The sequence below is a fragment of the Butyrivibrio fibrisolvens genome, assembly GCF_023206215.1.
Lineage (GTDB): Bacteria > Bacillota > Clostridia > Lachnospirales > Lachnospiraceae > Butyrivibrio > Butyrivibrio fibrisolvens_C.
In genome coordinates this window covers 1,012,663-1,029,876 of record NZ_CP065800.1, presented here as the reverse complement: position 1 = coordinate 1,029,876, position 17,214 = coordinate 1,012,663, and the positions used below count along the sequence as shown (strand labels likewise).

13 protein-coding genes are annotated in these 17,214 nt (G+C 40.2%); 2 read left to right on the top strand and 11 right to left on the bottom strand.

Annotation, left to right across the window (positions count from 1 at the left end; genetic code table 11):
• Positions 1 to 11 precede the first annotated feature (11 nt).
• The 4 genes from I7804_RS04195 to I7804_RS04180 all read right to left on the bottom strand — a co-directional run bounded on the left by I7804_RS04195 (position 12) and on the right by I7804_RS04180 (position 5,362).
• A complete protein-coding gene (locus I7804_RS04195) occupies positions 12 to 1,187 on the bottom strand; it encodes an ABC transporter permease subunit (RefSeq protein WP_248405092.1) in 1,176 nt (391 codons plus the stop codon).
• Positions 1,184 to 2,728, bottom strand: coding sequence for a multiple monosaccharide ABC transporter ATP-binding protein (gene mmsA, locus I7804_RS04190; RefSeq protein ID WP_022754778.1), 1,545 nt, complete (start codon positions 2,726 to 2,728; stop codon positions 1,184 to 1,186). The genes I7804_RS04195 and mmsA overlap by 4 nt, the downstream gene beginning before the upstream one ends.
• A 140-nt stretch (positions 2,729 to 2,868) precedes the next feature.
• Positions 2,869 to 4,029, bottom strand: a complete 1,161-nt coding sequence (locus I7804_RS04185) for a sugar-binding protein (RefSeq protein ID WP_027203600.1) — start codon at positions 4,027 to 4,029, stop codon at positions 2,869 to 2,871.
• Positions 4,030 to 4,462: 433 nt separating this feature from the next.
• Positions 4,463 to 5,362 (bottom strand): hypothetical protein, encoded by a 900-nt coding sequence (locus I7804_RS04180; RefSeq protein WP_248405091.1) that lies wholly within the window; start codon positions 5,360 to 5,362, stop codon positions 4,463 to 4,465.
• A gap of 220 nt (positions 5,363 to 5,582) precedes the next feature.
• Here I7804_RS04180 and I7804_RS04175 point away from each other — a divergent pair, with 220 nt between their 5' ends.
• A complete protein-coding gene (locus I7804_RS04175) occupies positions 5,583 to 6,800 on the top strand; it encodes an iron-containing alcohol dehydrogenase (protein WP_022754781.1) in 1,218 nt (405 codons plus the stop codon).
• Positions 6,801 to 6,951: 151 nt separating this feature from the next.
• Here I7804_RS04175 and I7804_RS04170 read toward each other — a convergent pair whose 3' ends face one another.
• The 4 genes from I7804_RS04170 to I7804_RS04150 form a co-directional block, all read right to left on the bottom strand.
• A complete protein-coding gene (locus I7804_RS04170; protein WP_248405090.1) occupies positions 6,952 to 7,584 on the bottom strand; it encodes a zinc ribbon domain-containing protein in 633 nt (210 codons plus the stop codon).
• A 316-nt stretch (positions 7,585 to 7,900) separates the two neighbouring features.
• Positions 7,901 to 8,929 (bottom strand): SDR family oxidoreductase, encoded by a 1,029-nt coding sequence (locus I7804_RS04165; RefSeq protein WP_248405089.1) that lies wholly within the window; start codon positions 8,927 to 8,929, stop codon positions 7,901 to 7,903.
• Positions 8,930 to 8,973: 44 nt separating this feature from the next.
• The gene (gene nagA / locus I7804_RS04160; RefSeq protein WP_248405088.1) at positions 8,974 to 10,170 is read right to left on the bottom strand and encodes an N-acetylglucosamine-6-phosphate deacetylase; all 1,197 of its coding nucleotides are present in this window, start codon (positions 10,168 to 10,170) and stop codon (positions 8,974 to 8,976) included.
• Positions 10,171 to 10,275: 105 nt separating this feature from the next.
• The gene (locus I7804_RS04150; protein WP_248405086.1) at positions 10,276 to 10,773 is read right to left on the bottom strand and encodes a pyridoxamine 5'-phosphate oxidase family protein; all 498 of its coding nucleotides are present in this window, start codon (positions 10,771 to 10,773) and stop codon (positions 10,276 to 10,278) included.
• Positions 10,774 to 10,949: 176 nt separating this feature from the next.
• Between I7804_RS04150 and I7804_RS04145 the strand changes: the two genes are divergently transcribed.
• Positions 10,950 to 12,422, top strand: coding sequence for a transposase (locus I7804_RS04145; protein WP_248403490.1), 1,473 nt, complete (start codon positions 10,950 to 10,952; stop codon positions 12,420 to 12,422).
• 344 nt (positions 12,423 to 12,766) lie between these two features.
• Here I7804_RS04145 and I7804_RS04140 read toward each other — a convergent pair whose 3' ends face one another.
• The 3 genes from I7804_RS04140 to I7804_RS04130 form a co-directional block, all read right to left on the bottom strand.
• Entirely contained in the window at positions 12,767 to 15,073 is a 2,307-nt protein-coding gene (locus I7804_RS04140) for an alpha-galactosidase (RefSeq protein ID WP_248405085.1), read from the bottom strand.
• A gap of 98 nt (positions 15,074 to 15,171) precedes the next feature.
• On the bottom strand, positions 15,172 to 16,014 hold the full coding sequence (locus tag I7804_RS04135; protein WP_248405083.1) for a carbohydrate ABC transporter permease: 843 nt from the start codon (positions 16,012 to 16,014) through the stop codon (positions 15,172 to 15,174).
• A 148-nt stretch (positions 16,015 to 16,162) separates the two neighbouring features.
• Entirely contained in the window at positions 16,163 to 17,053 is an 891-nt protein-coding gene (locus tag I7804_RS04130; protein ID WP_248405082.1) for a carbohydrate ABC transporter permease, read from the bottom strand.
• Between the last annotated feature and the right edge of the window lie 161 nt (positions 17,054 to 17,214).

The window sequence follows — 17,214 nt, the reverse complement described above, 5'->3', positions numbered from 1 at the left end:
CTCGTCCCCCCTTACTGCTTCTCTCTCTTGGACATGATATCAAACATAACTGCCAGAAGGAGTACTATACCCTTTACTACTCTCTGATAGTTAGAGTCTACACCCATGATACTCATGCCCTGGTTGATTACGCCAAGAAGAGCCGCACCTATGAATACTCCGGATATCTTACCTGTTCCGCCATAAGCAGATGCGCCACCTATGAAGCAGGCAGCAATAGCATCCATCTCATATCCCTGACCATATGTAGGCTGAGCTGATGAAGCTCTTGCTACTGTAAGGATACCGGCAAGACCTGCAAGGAATCCCATGTTCGCATATGCAATAAAGTATACGAGCTTGGTATTAACACCGGAAAGTGCAGTAGCCTTCTCATTACCACCTACTGCATACAGATAACGACCTATAGCAGTGTTGTTAAGTATATAGTTGTATATAAGCATTACTGCAGCTATCCATACAAGACCTGAAGGAATACCCTTATAGCTTGCAAGTATATATGCAAATACCATAATGATAATGCAGATGACAACTGCCTTTACAAGCTTGATCGCAGGGTTCTCTGAAGCGATAGCAAGTTTCTTTTCCTTGATAACTCCGCTTATTGTTGTAGCCAGATAAATAAGTGCTACAATAGCGCCTGCTATAAGACAGGTCACATTAAGTGATACGCTCTCTACCTTGAAAAAATCAGGAACATAGCAATCAGCACCGCCGCCAAATACATTAAGGAAAACCTTATCATTGATAGCAACTGCATATCCGTTAAGTACTACATTGGAAAGACCTCTGAAAGCGTACATTCCTGCAAGTGTTGCTATAAAGGGAGGTACACTGATCCAGGCAATCCAAAATCCCTGGAAGTATCCGATAAGAAGACCTATAACAAGCATTGCAAGTACTGCGATCCATACATTAAGGCCACTCTTAAGCATTACCGCACCTACGCCGCCTGCAAAGCAGACTACAGATCCAACCGCAAGATCGATGTTACCACCTGTAAGGATACACATGAGCATACCCGTTGCAAGAACGAATACATATGCATTCTGTGATATAAGGTTATTGATATTCTGTGCATACAGGATCTTGCCGTCTGTTGTAATTGCAAAGAATATAACTACTACAATGAGCGCAAGGATCATTGTATATTTCTGGAAAAAGGAAGAAACGACACCTGTTTTCATGCTGTTGCCTCCTTCCCTGACCTAAGAATTGCAGCCATTATGTTCTCCTGTGTAGCCTCAGCTGCCGGCATCTCTCCGACAATCTTTGCTTCATTCATAATATATATTCTGTCACTCATACCCAGCACTTCAGGAAGCTCTGAAGAAATCATAATGACAGTCTTACCTTCTCTTACCATATCGTTGATGATGCAGTAGATCTCATACTTGGCACCAACGTCGATACCTCTTGTAGGCTCATCAAGGATCAGGATATCAGGATCTGCAAAAAGCCACTTTGCAAGAAGGACCTTCTGCTGGTTACCACCAGAAAGATTACCAACGTTCTGTTCTACAGAAGGACATTTGGTCTTAAGTCTTTCTTTGTAATCAACAGCTATGTTATATTCCTTATCTTTATCAATAACATATTTATTTGATATGCTATCGAGATTAGCAAGAGTTGTATTAACCTTGATAGACTGTGACAGAACAAGTCCGTTGCCCTTTCTGTCTTCTGTTACATATGCGATTTTGTGCTTGATGGCATCACTTGTACTCTTCTTCATGTGTACTTCCTTGCCATCAATCTTGAGCTGTCCTGATATATTGATACCGTAGGACTGACCGAAGATACTCATGGCAAGCTCTGTTCTTCCGGCTCCCATAAGTCCGTAGAGGCCTACAACTTCGCCTTTTCTTGCATACAGTGATACGTTATCAACAACTTTTCTTTCAGGATAAAGAGGATGATATACATTCCAGTTATCAACCTCAAGCTCTATGTCACCAACCTTAACATCGGGACGCTTAGGGAATCTGTCTGTAATCTCACGACCTACCATTCCCTTTATAATACGGTCTTCAGAGATAGGTTCCTTCCCTTGGTTACTGATTGTCTCTACTGTTCCACCATCTCTCAGGACCGTAATATTATCTGCAACATAAGATACTTCATTGAGCTTGTGGGTTATGATGATCATAGTCATACCCTGCTTCTTAAACTCAAGCATAAGATCAAGAAGTGCCTTAGAATCTGTCTCATTTAGTGAAGATGTAGGCTCATCCAGAATAAGGAGTCTTGCTTTCTTGGCAAGAGCTTTGGCAATCTCTACGAGCTGCTGCTTACCTGTTCCAAGGGCTCTTACAGGTGTTCTTGAAGACTCTGACAGTCCTACCATCTTAAGATATTTATCTGCTTCGGAATATGTCTCATTCCAGTTGATTCTTGATTTGCTACCCTTTTCATTACCAAGATACATGTTCTCACCGATAGACATCTCCGGCACAAGAGCAAGTTCCTGGTGTATTATAACTATACCTTTTCTCTCTGAATCCTTGATCTTTGCAAACTGGCAGACCTCACCATCATAAATGATATCCCCTTCATAGGAGCCATATGGATATACTCCACTTAGTACATTCATAAGTGTGGACTTGCCGGCACCATTCTCGCCTACAAGAGCATGTATCTCGCCCTCTTCGACCTTGAAATTTACATTATCAAGCGCCTTGACTCCGGGGAAGGTCTTGGTTATGTTTTTCATTTCCAATAATGTCATAGCACTTTTTACTCTCCCTTTTTACCTACTCTGAAACGTGCCCGGGGCACCAACAACATAATGAATCTGTAAAAATCCATTATTCAAAAAACGGAGTGAACGATCTCTCAGAAACCGCTCACTCCGAGATTATGACTTAATTACTTAAGCTGATCCTCTGTGTAATATCCGGAATCAATAAGAAGCTCTTTGTAGTTAGATGCATCTGCAAATACAGGCTCGCAAAGGTATGAAGGAACTGTGATCACACCATTGTTGTATGTATCTGTATCATTAACATCAACTGTCTCGCCGTTAACGATCTGAGTAACCATCTTAACAACCTGAGAAGCAAGTGTACGTGTATCCTTGAATACTGACATTGACTGCTTTGGAGGATCTGCGATCATGTTCTTAGTATTCTCAATATCGCAGTCCTGACCGGTTACGATAGGATATTCACCGTTGTAGTTAGCTGCAAGAGCGTTCTCAACACCAAGTGCTGTAGAGTCGTTAGAGCAAAGCCATACATCAACGTTGGTTCCATCTGCATAGTAGGATGAAAGAATGTTCTCTGCTCTTGACTGAGCTGTCTCTGTAGCCCAAACTGCTGTAGCTACATCTTCGAATTCCTGCTGGCCTGACTGAATTACAAGCTTGCCGGACTCAATGTAAGGTTTGAGAAGATCCATAGCACCGTTATAGAAGAACATAGCGTTGTTATCACCAGGATCACCTGCTGTAATCTCAAGGTTGAATGGTCCTTCAGCATTGTCAAGATCAAGCTCATCGATGATGTACTGACCCTGAACTGTTCCTACCATGTAGTTATCGAATGTAGCATAGTAAGAAACTGCATCTGAGTTCATAAGAAGACGGTCATAAGCGATAACAGGAATACCTGCTGTCTTAGCCATATCAAGAGCTTCACCAAGTGAAGAGCCTTCAATAGCAGCGATAACGAGAACGTCAACCTGATTGTTGATCATGTTCTCAACCTGAGAAAGCTGCTGCTGAACATCGTTTGAAGCATACTGAAGGTCTACCTTGTAGCCTGCAGCTTCAAGCTCTGCCTGCATGTTAGCGCCATCCTGATTCCATCTCTGGAGATCCTTAGTAGGCATTGATACGCCAACAGTGATATCGCCGGCATCTGCTGCACCAGTATCTGATCCGCCATCTGTCTGCTGTGTCTGATTCTCAGTACCTGTATCAGTTCCGGATCCTGTTGTATCCCCACCGGTTGATCCGCCTGAGCAACCAACAAGAAGTGCTGCAGCCATACCAAGGCTCAGTGCCTGTTTGAGTAACTGTTTCTTCATAATTTACCCTCCATTTAAAAATAAATTTCAGATGATCACCTGCCGATTGGCCGGGGTGACCCTCCCTCTTTGTGATAAATGAATTATAATAAACCGTTAATCTAAAAAAATCGAAAATTCTTCTATCTTTCTTCAAAATTCTTTTACAATTTGGATACAATTTTTAGATTAATATAGGAAAACATAGTTAAGATGCAATAAAAAAACATTCCAAAATCATTGATTCCAGAATGTTTTTAGTTATTATAGATAGGATTTTTATATAAAAATCCTTCTATGACGTCATATTGCATGTTGCAAACATAAATGAAAATGTCCGGATATCGTACCATGAACTTGATAAAACAATCAAGAATCATGGCACTGACCTATATACTGCCCGTTCCTGAAAATCCTTTGATTATACCGCACTATTCAAGTAGGACTAAACCAATCATGATGCCAGATGCCTTACGCCGTTTAAAGACCCATCCGTAGTCCATACGCACCACTCATAATTACAGAAGGGTCCGTCATCTTCGTCAAAGCCAAATCCATGGTTGCATACATTGGTATAATTGGGATCGTACATATATACATAACCACCCTGAAGATATGCCCAGTTCCTGATATCAGTCTCTATCTCTTCTACGGTTATGTAGTCCTGAAGGCCATAGGCTGTTATCTGCTCGTATATATGAGCAGCAGCATCTCCGGTATTGTCCTGCCTCACACCTTCTATAGAAGTATAGGTCAGGTCTCTGTATTCGAACTCTTCAAGTACTTCTTTGATCTGCGATTCGACCATTATACCATTTTCAAGGCCATTTGAATATGTACCTGTTGTAATATTAGTATACAATCCATATACTACTTCAGTTGCTGTTCCGGATCCGTTTGGAAGATCATCTGCAAAGGTTCCTTCGAAGGTGTAATATCCGGTAGCTTCTCCTTCATCATTCCAGAACCAGCATAATATAACTCCTTCTCCTGTCCTTAAGCCGCCAGCCATACCTCCGTAATAGAAATATATGGAGGGATTGCCATCAGGGAATGAGTCAACTCCCTGATACAGTCCGCATCCAGTTCCGTCTCCGTTATCTTTAATTACAGGAAGGCCAGATGATACTCCAAGACTGTATATACTTTTATCTTTATAAATATCATGTAGGTATTCTGCTGCCTTGCCATAATCTTTGTTCGCAGCATAAGTTGTTAGAGAGCCAAGGACATTTTCAGCAGTGCCATTAGCATAAGATGTAATATAAGACCCGCTCCACAGAGCTAACAATATGATCGCCGATGATACTAATATTACGATACTCTTTTTGATAGTTTCAGTTATTCTTATCATAGATAACCTCCTCGTGTCTGAACATGTTGCCAACTACGAAGACCGTATATTAATCATAAGGCATATTCGATATTACGTCAAAAAACAATTATCTGACAAAGTCTGCCTTTTATATATAATTTACAATAAATTAACATCATATATTATTATTTTGTGATAAAATATATGTGTTACATTGTTAATTCAATAACAAAAACTATATAAATTAGGAGGAGATTTTATGGCACGTTTTACTTTACCCAGAGACGTATATCACGGAAAAGGCGCTCTTGAAGCCCTCAAGACCTTCGAAGGCAAAAAGGCCATCGTATGCGTAGGTGGCGGATCCATGAAGAAGTTCGGTTTCCTTGATAAGGTTGTATCCTATCTCAAAGAAGCCGGCATGGAAGTAGAACTTTTTGAAGGTATCGAGCCCGATCCGTCCGTTGATACTGTTATGAAGGGTGCTGAAGCTATGCAGAAGTTCGGTCCTGACTGGATCGTTGCTATAGGCGGCGGTTCACCAATAGATGCTGCCAAAGCTATGTGGATCAAGTACGAGTATCCTGATACTACCTTCGAAGATATGTGCAAGGTATTCGGTCTTCCAAAGCTTCGTACCAAGGCTAAATTCTGTGCTATATCATCTACATCCGGTACTGCTACAGAGGTTACAGCATTCTCCATCATCACAGACTATAAGAAGGGTATCAAGTATCCTATAGCTGACTTCGAGATCACTCCTGATGTTGCTATCGTAGATCCTGAGCTTGCTCATACAATGCCTCAGAAGCTCGTAGCCCATACAGGTATGGACGCTATCACACATGCTATCGAAGCTTATGTATCTACCGCTAACTGTGACTATACAGATCCTCTTGCTCTTCATGCAATAGAGATGATCCAGGCTGATCTTGTAGGATCTTACAACGGAGATATGGACAAGCGTGATGCTATGCACAACGCTCAGTGTCTTGCAGGTATGGCATTCTCTAATGCTCTTCTTGGTATAGTTCACTCTATGGCTCACAAGACAGGTGCAGCATTTGCAGATCATGGTGCTCACATCATCCACGGCGCTGCCAATGCTATGTATCTTCCTAAGGTTATTGCATTTAACGCAAAAGACCCTGTAGCTTTAAAGAGATACGGCAAGATCGCTGATGTTATGAACCTCGGCGGATCAAGCGATGAAGAGAAAGTTAAGCTCCTTATCGCTTATCTTCGCAAGATGAATGATGATCTCAAGATCCCTCACTGCATCAAGAACTACGGCGCAGACAGCTATTATGCAGAGCAAGGCTTTGTTCCTGAAGATGTATTCCTTGACAGGCTCCATGACATAGCAGCTAATGCTATCCTTGATGCCTGCACAGGATCTAATCCTCGCCAGCCTTCTCAGGAAGAGATGGAAAAGCTCCTTAAGTGCTGCTACTACGATACAGAAGTTGATTTCTGATTTCCGATAACAATTACAGCCTCTATACGTTAGGAATTAAACGTATAGAGGCTGTTCATTTTCATTACAGATATTACTTTTTTAAAAAGATAACTAATGTAAATTGCCTATTGATCAAAAGTCATTTTGCTTCGAGATAGCTATAAATCGCTCATGCAAACTGCCTTGTATTGGTTACGAAGCTGTCGCAATAAGGGCACTTTACTGTCTGTCCTCTTGCGATCATAAGATTAGCGCCGCAGTGAGGACAGTAATAACTCTCCGGACGGATCTGATCAACAGATACTGCTCCGCCGTTATATGACATCATAAGGTTCTCTTCACCTTGAATTTTCATATTGACTGCTTTCTTGCTCTTAAGAATTGTTTCTCCCTCGTATTCGACAATCTCAACTGTTCCTCCAAGAGGGAATCCACCTTTTATACTTCCGTTAGGGCTTACAGTAGCATTATTCATTCTACCGCTTTTGTCATAATATCTCACCACAATATTAGTAAGTGGACGTCCATTTACCAATATCCTGCTATCTTCTTCATATGCAACGATTTTAGCATAATATGCTGTTCCATTTTTTAGGATCTTATTTCTTTTAAACAGTTGCTTCAGTCCAATTCCAAAAAAGACTCCTCCTATAGTAAAAAACAGGAGCATAAAAAGCGCTATAAATAACATTGAATCAGGATCAGATCCACCTAAGGTTATTGCTAAAGGAACTAATACTGCCACAGAAATTAGCAACCAAAAGCCGCCAAATAATAAGCAAAACTTTCCAAAATAATCCATCACTTTTACCTCTTAAACAAATTTATTTTTTGATCATAAGTTTGAAAGTGTTCCACTTTCAAACCCAAATTGGTCACAAAAAGTTCTTTTGACACTTGCATTACTAAATAGTAATACATTTTAACCTAAATGCAATACCCATCTGACAGATTGTTTTAAATATGCGACAGAATGCATTCTTATAATTGCACAACTATAAGAATCTCACTAAATCTTTACACTAAAAAAGGTGCAACATCCATTTCGGCAGAGCCTTTAAGGATATTGCACCTATCAAGTTTCGAAGTTTGAACATTATTTTCCGGTGATGAACAATTCACCCGATGCTTTGCTTTGCTTTTTCAAGTGCAGCTATAACATTATCACACCATGCATCGAATTCAGGATCATCTCTTTGACACTCTTCAGGATGAGATTGTATATAATCAAGAGCTATCCTGACTCCTTCATGGAAAGGAATCGTCGTAGTCATAGTAGGCGCAAGCCTTTTCAGCTTAGTGTTATCAAAGACTACAGATACAGCCTTGTCTCCGATAAGGCCGCCTTCAAAGTCGTATCCTTTCTTAGCGCCAGCTTGTGCCAGGAAATAAGATGATACGTGATAAGCATTTAGCTTAACTCCAAGAGCATCTGCTATTGTCTGGTATATCTGATTCCATGTAAGAATCTCATCTCCTGTTATCTGGAAAGCTTCTCCGATTGCATGTCTGTTGCCCATAAGTGCTGTATACCCGGTCGCAAAGTCCTTGTTGAAAGTTAGAGCCCAAAGAGATGTACCGTCGCCATGTATGATAACAGGCTTACCTTCCATCATACGCTTAATAACCTGCCAAGACCCCTTACTTCCGTGAACACCAACAGGGATATTTCTTTCGTCATAAGTATGACTCGGACGCACTATTGTAACAGGGAATCCCTCATTTCTGTACTTGTCCATAAGAAACTCTTCGCAGGCAATCTTATTCCTCGAATACTCCCAATGAGGATTAGCCAGAGCCGTGCCTTCTGTTATCACGAAACTTGCCGCCGGCTTGTGATAAGCAGATGCTGAGCTTGTATAGATATACTGCCTTGTCTTATCTTTGAAAAGGCGGTAATCCCTTTCAACCTGATCTTTGGTAAAACCAATAAACTCGCACACACTGTCAAAATACAGATCCTTAATAGCATCAGATACAGCCTCTTCATCGTTAATATCCGCTATTATCTGATGAACTCCTTCAGGAACAACTTCACTTCTGTTACCTCGATTCAAAAGGTAAACTTCCCAATTTTTATCTTCTGCAAGTCTTTTGACTATAGCAGTACTTATAGTTCCTGTACCTCCAATAAAAAGTGCCTTCATTGTGCCTCCTTCAATATATTCTTATGAATGATTCCCTATGAGCTTTATAGTACATTTCCCCTTAATATTACTTTTTTAAGTTCAAGTGTATCCTTATCTATGATCAGGACATCTGCATATTTGCCTTTAGTGATACTTCCATACATCCTGTCCATACGAACAGATCTTGCAGCATTGATAGTCGCAGCCCTGACTGCGCTCTCTATAGGAACCTTGATATCTTTTATACAGGTTATCATGCATTCATACAGATTAGAAACGCTGGCAGCTATAGTACCGTCAGATAGTGTTGCTCTTCTGCCCTTAACATATACCTTGTGACCTCCAAACTCATACTCTCCATCCGGCATGCCGACAGCACGCATACTATCACTTATAATGACAACTCTCTCATCTCCAAGCAGTGTGAAAGTCGAGCAGTCAACTGTACTGTGATGATGGATACCATCTGTAATAAGCTCTGCATAGCACTCTTTATTATCAATTACAGCGCCCACAACTCCCGGCTCTCTGTGATGATAAGGGCTCATGGCGTTGTACAGGTGAGTTACATGAAGAGCTCCAAGTTCCATAGCTTTAACTGCTGTGTCATAGTCAGAAGCTGTATGAGCTATGGATATGACTACTTCATCTTTTAACTCTTTGATAAAATCCATAGCGCCGTCTCTTTCAGGAGCGATATCTACCATGCAGATCTTACCGCCGGACAGATCCTGCATCTTTCTTACCAGAGACACATCCGGAAGCTTTATATCAGATAGTTCCTGGGAGCCTTTTTTCTCAGGAGATATAAAAGGCCCTTCCATGTTAATACCCAGAAAAGAAGCTTCCTTCTTATGAGCTTTGATCGCATCTTCATCTTCTACTATCTTGTTAAAATAATCTCCTGTTACTCTTGCTACATTTAAAAGCTTATCCTCAGGGATCGTCATAGTAGTAGGACATATGGAGGTGACACCAACTGATGCTTCATAGCTTAAGAAGTCACTTATGGATTCATAGGTAGCATCGCAGAAATCGCTGTTGTGGCATCCATGTACATGAACATCAATAAGTCCCGGGATTACGTAGTCTGACTTGGCATCTATTATGATGTCATCATCTAAAGAATCCGTGTCCGATGTCTTGTCACCCACTTTTTGACGATCTGTTATTCCGTCAAAATATTCTCCTTTGATACAGATATCCTTTGGACTAAATCTATAATCTTCTGTATATACAGATCCATTAATAATTTTCATATGATCTCAGCCTTGTCCTTGCCGCTTGCTATAAGCAATACGATACCTGCCTGCATTATAGTCCTTATACCCATTGTTATAGCCTTTTCAGGAACATTGGTATTATCAAAGGCTTAGATGCTGCCTTGAGTCAAAACCGTTTTTCTTAAAATCCGAATTCAGAAAGTCGATCTCTTTGGGCACTACCTTGATAAGATTGATAGGCTCCTCCATCTTCTTAACAGCATCAAGTGGTATCTTCTTGTATTCAAGGAGTTTATTATATTCACTTGTAAAGTGCTCCACCACCTGGGCTACTCCGTATATCTGCATGCCATGAAGACTTCCAAAATCAGAACTTTCTTCATATATTGCAAGACATACATTCTTGTTATCCTTAAGAGCTTTGAATTTAAGTCCTCCTTCTGAGAAAAACCAGAACTTGCCACCAGTGTAGTTGTATTCTATCGGAGTGTTGCGAACAAAATCGCCGCTACCTGTAGCCAATGCGCATATCTTATGTCTTCCTACAAAGGCATCAACTGCGCCTCTAAGCTCCGATTCTTCCATTGGGAATTCTGATGTCTTTCTTTCCCAAAAAGATGCTGCCATATCATAGTCCATAGTCTGCAAATCCCCCTTTTAATAATATATTGAATAGGCGTTTGCGAAACGCCAAAAGCCGCATAAATACGGCACTTTTGCTCTATAAAAAATGAATAACCCCTCACCGGATATGGTACAATAGAATTGACGAGAAACCACTGACCAATACCAAGAAAGGAGTTATTCTGATATATATGATACCATATAAACAGCTTTCTTTGGCTGATATCTATGCAGATTGCCAAGATAAATTTGAAAATGACAAGCCTGCGTTTTTGTCTCTATTAGAAAACCATATCGACCTTGATGAAATTATTCCGCTTTCTTTTATAAAGCATTTCTATGCATCAACGGGAAGATCCCGTAAATACCCATTAAAAGCTATGCTCTGGGCTTTAATTATCCAACGCATTTTTACTATCCCCACAGATCAGCTTCTACTGGTCTTTCTTGCATACTCGAAGCCACTTCGTGAATTCTGTGGTTTTACCAAAGTTCCTGATGCTTCTAAAATAACCCGCTTTAAGCAAGATTTTCTGGATGACTTACAGCTTGTTTTTGATAAGCTCGTCGATATTACCGAGCCTATCTGTCAGGCTATTGATTCTGCAAAAGCCAACATGACCATCTTTGATTCTTCTGGGATTGAAGCCTTTGTCACTGAAAACAATCCCAAGTATGCTAACAGGATCATCAAACAGCTTAAGGCATATGCCAAAGCAATGGGTTTTTATAAATCCTATGATCCCTATAAGGCAGCTTATGGATTGATGCCTTCTCATGCTTCTGCCAATCCTGAAATCAAACAGTTATATATCAACGGCCATTTCTGCTACGTTTTCAAGTTTGGCATTGTGACAAACGGCCTGGGAATTGTCCGACATATTTCTTTTTACAACAAAGACTTTTTGGCATCTCACCCGGATATCATTGTTGAAAAGAAATCTGATTCACCTGACGAAGATAAATGTGTTCATGACGCAAAACTTCTCATTCCCACACTTCAGGACTTCTTTTCAAAACATCCGCTCATCAATCCCAAAACATTTTTGGGCGATGCTGCTTTTGATTCAACTCTTCTGTATAAACAACTGCTTACAGGTGATACTTTTGGAACAGATAAACATTTTTCAAAAGCATATATACCTTTAAACAGTAGAGCAGGAATCAAATATCCTGATTGCAAAGTAAATGCTGACGGTATACCCTGTTGTCCTAATGATGACTCACTTCCGATGAAATCCGATGGTAAATCTTCAAGTAAGAATGGTTTAGTAAGGTTCAAATTTGTCTGTCCAAAAATCAAATATGTTTACGATAAATCTACCGGCAAGCAACATCGAGAGTGCCAATGCGATAACCCTTGTACCGATTCTTCCTGCGGTCGTATGATACATATTTATCCCGAAAAGAATCTACGAGCCTATCCAGGAGTACTTCGCGGTACCGAAGAATGGAACAATACTTATAAAATCAGGACTGCTGTCGAAAGAGATATCAATCATATGAAAGACTATCTTTGTTTAGCAGGGCGTCGCACACAAAATGAAAAAACCTTGCATGCCGACCTTATCCTTGCAGGTATCACTCAGCTCATCACCGTCGTTCTCGCTGACAAAATCAAACACCATGAATATATACGTAGTGCAAAACCTCTAATCGCGTAGGACTTACCAACTTCATGAAGCCATATGCTTATTAAAGTGCGCCTAAAACTGACGGTTCACATTTTGTATCAGAGAATTCATGCTCTGCATGAATTCTTCCTTGTTTAAATTCAAGATTGCGAACGCGCACGGCGAGTTTCGCAATTACCTATAATATATTGAAGAAAAGCCACTTTCTTCTTTAAAACTATCAAAATCCTGCCACTTTTTATTATACGCTCTTTTTGGTTATCTATTATTATGAAAAAAGAATACCCGGGCTATGGGAACCACGGGTACTCTTTTACTTGTGTATAGGATTATGGGAATGAATCACAAGTTATATTAAGTTATGTATTATTGTTTCAAGCTTTAGTAAAATGCAACTGCACAGATGGATATACTCCGTACATAGGATCAAAAGCAAATCCTGCATTCATAAGTGCTGCTCCTGTAAATGTCATGTCCTCAAGTTTGGATCTCCTGATACCTACGTCTTCAGGTGTATCCTCCACTGAAGATCTGCAATAATCAACCTTGTATACGGTATCAGCATCAAGTCCTCTTAGCTTAATGTGAGGTATCACAGGATTAGCATGCACATCTTTCATCACAAGGCTTATAAGAGCTTCATCCTTACTATTAGATACAAACTCCCATGAAACAAAATACTCTTCTGTCTCATTATCTGTCAGTCTAAAGTATCTGCCTTTCTGGATCAGGAAGTAGAACCTGTTAAAATCCCTTATCTGCTGCCTTATGATATCCTTGTCTGATTCTGAGAGTTTCCTTGGATCCAGCTCATATCCAAAGGTTCCTGACATTGCGACTATACCTCTTGTAATAATAGAGGTCTGTCTTCCGTTCTGGTGATTGGGAGATGCAGATACATGTGCTCCCATAGTGCTGACAGGATATCCGTAGGATGTGCCCTTCTGGATACTAAGTCTGTCTATAGCTTCCGAGTTATCAGAGCACCATATCTGAGGCGAATAGAACATGATACCTGCATCAAATCTTCCGCCACCTCCTGAACATCCTTCTATCATGACATTGGGATAATGTGAGCGAAGTCTGTTCATAAGATCATAAGTTCCAAGCATGAATCTGTGGGAAGCTTCGCCCTGCCTGTCAGCAGGAAGTACTCTGGAATATACATTACATACAGATCTGTTGAAGTCCCACTTGATATATTCAATATTGGCACTGTCAAGGATCTTCGAAATCATATCATAGAGGTAGTCTACGACTTCTCGCCTCCCCATATCAAGGACCAGCTGATTGCGACCCATTACAGGATCTCTGCCTTCATCTGTTATAGCCCAGTCAGGATGATTTCTATAAAGATCAGAATCTTCATTGACCATCTCAGGCTCAAACCATAGGCCGAATTTCATATTAAGGCTATTGGCATGATCTGCGATAGCTTTGATAGATCCCGGGAGCTTTTTGGTATTGACATACCAGTCACCAAGTCCTGCATTATCATCATTTCTTGCACCAAACCAGCCATCGTCAAGGACGAACATCTCGCAGCCAAGATCTGCTGCAGCATCCTGGATCTCCATGATCTTCTTTTCATCAAAATCAAAATATGTACCTTCCCAGTTGTTGATAAGGACAGGTCTCTTCATATCACGAAACTCTTTGGGGCATACATTCTCTCTTATGATCTGGTGATACAAAAAGCTAAGATCATTAAGACCCTTGTCTGAATAAGCCATGATAACTTCCGGTGTCTGGAACGACTGACCACAAGATAGCTTCCATCTAAAATAATCTGATCCGATTCCTGCAGTAAGTCTTACAGTTCCTGCCTGATCAACCTCTATCTCTTCAAGATGGTTACCGGAATACATAAGCATGAAGCCGTAGCATTCGCCGTAGTCTTCTGTTGCATTCTTGTCACATAGTATCACGAAAGGATTGTTATGATGACTGCTGGCACCGCGCTTTGATCTTATCGATTGGATATCGTGAGTAAGCCTCTTTCTTTCAGGCTGTCTCTCCATGGCATGACGTCCATGGAAGTGGATATAGTCCATATTTTTGTGAAGAAGGTCTATGGACATGGACTGAGCCTTGGTAAGAGTTACTTCATCAGATGAAATATTGGTAATACGTGTGCTTCTGACTATAATATCTTTGTCTTCAAAGACTTTGTAAACAAGAGATACTTCAATACCTAAAATCTTATCTTCAAGGACTATTACAAGTGTAGATTCGGCCTCTTTACAGCTATCATCCTGCGAAGCCTCCTTCATGGTCTTATATTCTGAAGTTCCTTCATATGAGGATCTGACATAAGGCATATTATCAATTGTATATATTCCATCATATATAGTATGTGATTTATACCTTAGATCACTTGTCCTTGCGCCCTTAGGATCTTCTATTCCAAGTGCATTTATCCTATAGTCTCCTGCACCTTCTGTAGAATATTCAAAAGGAAGCGTATCAGGCGATAAGCCCCTTCTGTCTCTGCATTCATAGCTATTGCCGGAGAATCCTCTGTCTATCTCTTTGATAAGATAAGACATATCAGCATCTCCCAAAGGCGCCCCGTAATAGGTATGAAGTACCATGCCATACTCGTTTATCTTGATCTGATACTCTGTATTTTTAGTTTTTAAATGGAATACTTTACTACTCCTGTCTAATATAATGCTCATGCCATCCCTCACGTAAAAACAATATTACTTCTATTAAAAATTAGTGATCAGTTCTCGAAGATAAGTGATATCTTTTTATATTTATCATTTCTCAATGATCACAGCTTACCGCCTGATGTTGCGATTCCTTCTACAAACTGCTTCTGGAAGATGATGTAGATCACTATCATAGGTACGATAGCAAGAACTGCTGATGCCATCATGGTAGGATAATCATTGCCATACTGCCCCTGCATCTTGGCAAGTCCTGCGCTAAGTGTTGTAGTCTCAGCACTAGGACATACGATCATAGGCCACATAAGATCCTTGAAAGCAAAAAGTGCTGTGAAGATACCAAGAGATATCATTGCTGACCTTGTAAGTGGCAGCATTATAAAAAGGAATGTCTGTCCTATATTGCATCCATCTATCTGCGCTGCCTCTTCAAGATCTCTTGGAAGACCCTGATAGCTTGTCTTAAGAAGGTATGTACCAAAAGCTGTTACAAGTCCGGGGAATACAAGTCCTGCAGTTGTGTTCATCCAATGGAGCTTTGAAACCATAAGATACTGAGGGATGATGAATATCTGAGATGGGATCATCATCTGGATCAGTACCAGCGAGAACATAAGCTTCTTGCCCGGGAACTCAAGTCTTCCGAATGCATATCCTGCCATTGTTGCAGTAAGACATGCACACACAACTCTGAAAAATATGAAAAGTATAGTATTTTTATAAAGAGTAATGAAGTTATAACTCTTCCATACTTTTCCAAAATTCTCCCAATGCCAGTCAACCTGTGGGAATATATAGAAAGGATCGACCGAAATGGCTTCCTGATTGGTCTTAACCGCCGTAAGGATCATCCATGCAAAGGGAACCAGCATTACAATTGCCATTATTGTCAGAACTAAATATGTAAAGAATCTGTTTATTCTGTAATTTCTACTTAAACTATCCATATTCAACCTCATGTTGCGAGTGAAACAAGTGGCTAAAAGTCTTGTATTGGCGTAGCTCGCAGCACCAATTAAACTAGTTATTTGGAATTAGCCACTTTGAAAATGTCATCATTTTCAAACTAATGCTTCAAAACCGAAGCTATTATTCTTAGTTATAGAAGACCATCTTCTTCTCAAGTTTCTGAAGGAAGAAAGTTACTATCATGATGAAGACCACAAGTACTACTACAAGTGTTGCGCCATAGCCTCTGTTAGAGTTTGTAAAAGCATATGTATAGAAAAGATATACTATGGACTGTGTCTTATTAAGAGCCTGATTGGTCTTGTCCATAACCATGAACATAAGATCGAATACTGTAAGTGCTCCGATAATCCTGGTCTGTACGATAAAAAATGTCGTAGGACTAAGGAGCGGTACTGTGATACTGAAGAACTGTCTAAGTCCCGAAGCGCCGTCAATCTCTGCTGCTTCATAATAGTCTTTGGGAATCTCCTGAAGACCTGCTATAAATAAAACCATGTTGTAGCCTATGATGGACCATACACCGATGATACCTACACTGATCCATGCTATCGCAGGATTGGATATCCATGCTACATTGGTATGAAATACATTGTTAAGAAGGCCGAACTGCTGATTGTAAAGCCACTTCCAAACCATGGCAACTGCAGCAGGTGCACACACCATAGGAAGGAAATATAAAGTTCTAAACAGGGTCTTGCCTGCCAATTTCTTCTGAAGAAGAACTGCAAGAATAAGTGCGATCACGATTCCAAGCGGAACCTCTACTATCATGTACTTGACAGTGTTCCATAATGACTGCCATGTCTCTGTATTTGCAATTACTTTCTTATAGTTCTCTATGCCGACAAATATGTTGCCTCTTCCAAAATCTCCTGTTTTACAAAAAGACTGATATACTGTATTGATCGCCGGATAAAAGTTAAGAATTATAAGTCCCAGCATTGTAGGCGTGATAAAGGCCCATCCCCATATTGCCTGTCGTTTCTGCGAGGGAGTCATTTTATTTTTTCCCATATAACCCTCCTATACACAATTCATATACACATGAATCACTGGTTGATTCGTAATCAAAATTCATTCCCATTTTTGATAATGATCAAAAAATAAATATAAAAACAAAGATAATAATTAAAGATGTCATTAAAGAAAACGTAAAACCCAAATACTAATAATAT